Below are 1,540 nucleotides of genomic sequence, written 5' to 3'. Positions count from 1 at the left end.
ACCAAAATGACCACCTCGGCACCCCCATTGCCCTTACCAGCAACATGGGTGACACCCTCTATGAATGTCAGTATAATGCCTATGGACAGATAATAAACGAAACCTACCATCAAGACGATTTCCACGCCCTGCCAGATAACCCGCTAAGGTTCCAAGGGCAATATTATGATGAAGAGACAGGACTTCACTACAACCTAAATCGCTATTACGACCCATTTACAGGCAGGTATATTACTCAAGATCCGCTCGGTATACTAGGCGGACTAAATAGTTACCAATATGCTGGTAGTGATCCGATAAATTGGGTTGATCCGTTAGGGTTGATTAAGGTTGAAAATAATGGGTTTGAGGGGGTTGCTGGAGAAGAGATAGATAGTACATTATCAATTCCGACTATTAATCCTGCAACAAATAGAATTGCTACTGAGCATATAATTGTGCCATCAGGAAAAGCACCACATAGAGGAAAACCTAACTCAATTTATGAAGTATCGAGAGCTGATGGGTCTAGAAGTGTTACTTATTATGACGCAAATGGTAGAACTTTTTCTCGTGAAGACTATGGACAAATTCACCCACATGGACAAATAGGTTTAGGTCCAGACGGAAGAGTTGTTCCTCATGAACATAAAATTACATATAATGATAAAGGATATGTAACAGGTAAATACTATAGAAAACTCGATTCCAATGGGAAACCCATTGGTGAATGGATTAAGGATAAATAAATGAATAATTATATTGTTGGATATCTTGCTGGAATTAACTATAACAATAGTAAATCTATTTTAAAAAAAATAGCTGCGAATTATAGTATTGGATTAAAAGAAATTTTACCGGAACAATTGTTTCAATTTACTGAAAGGTATTTACCTAATAAAAATGAAACTAATTTCATTTTTTCAATGAGTGATAGCCCTGATTCTGAAGAAGCTGATTATTTGATTGATTATTTAGATTATGCTCCAGAAATGCAAAGTAAATTTCCTTCGTTAGGAAGAGATCGTTTACTAATTTTGATTAGTATATTACAAGAAATGATGACTCTAACAAATTGTTCGAAACTTGTGATATCTTTGACAGACTCCGGTTATATTTATTCATATAAAAAGATAAAATTTATTGAATTATCAAAAACGTTACTTTCAGATTTTGAAGTAAGCGAAGGTGCTCCAGATACACTTTATGAAATCATATATTAAGTGTAGTAGCTCAGATTTAATCTGATAGACACTTGTTATTCATCGGCAGTGGGAGTGCGATGCGCAAAATAAACTCTCCAATTGCTTTTCATTAACCAACCCTTTTGCATCGTTCCTCGTTTTCCATAACAATATTTTCCAAAATGTCTTTTCTCGGTTGTAAAACTCAAGCCATTACTCAATCACTTATCCTTATGCCAATCCCGAGTAGCGAATATGTAGTAGCTTAAACTTAATCTGCTTTTTAGTTAAAAAAGCACCTGAAATAACTTGATTCAACCAATGACTTAATACCATTTTGATGATATCCATAACCTGACAAGCTTGTATAATCGAAT

2 protein-coding genes are annotated in these 1,540 nt (G+C 34.7%); both read left to right on the top strand.

What is annotated here, in order from left to right; genetic code table 11:
* Positions 1–728: RHS repeat-associated core domain-containing protein (locus GQ593_RS14035; RefSeq protein WP_202115509.1), on the top strand; the 728-nt coding region annotated here is incomplete at its 5' end.
* The gene (locus GQ593_RS13260; RefSeq protein ID WP_065636602.1) at positions 729–1,202 is read left to right on the top strand and encodes a hypothetical protein; all 474 of its coding nucleotides are present in this window, start codon (positions 729–731) and stop codon (positions 1,200–1,202) included.
* Positions 1,203–1,540: the final 338 nt, after the last annotated feature.

Origin of the sequence: Gilliamella sp. Pas-s25, assembly GCF_009795885.1 — a bacterium.
GTDB lineage: Bacteria > Pseudomonadota > Gammaproteobacteria > Enterobacterales > Orbaceae > Gilliamella.
This window is presented reverse-complemented; position numbering and strand designations above follow the sequence as displayed.

Bases quoted from the DNA above. Each gene is read 5' to 3' on its own strand.
- GQ593_RS13260 (WP_065636602.1), top strand. From the start codon at position 729: ATGAATAATTATATTGTTGGATATCTTGCTGGAATTAACTATAACAAT.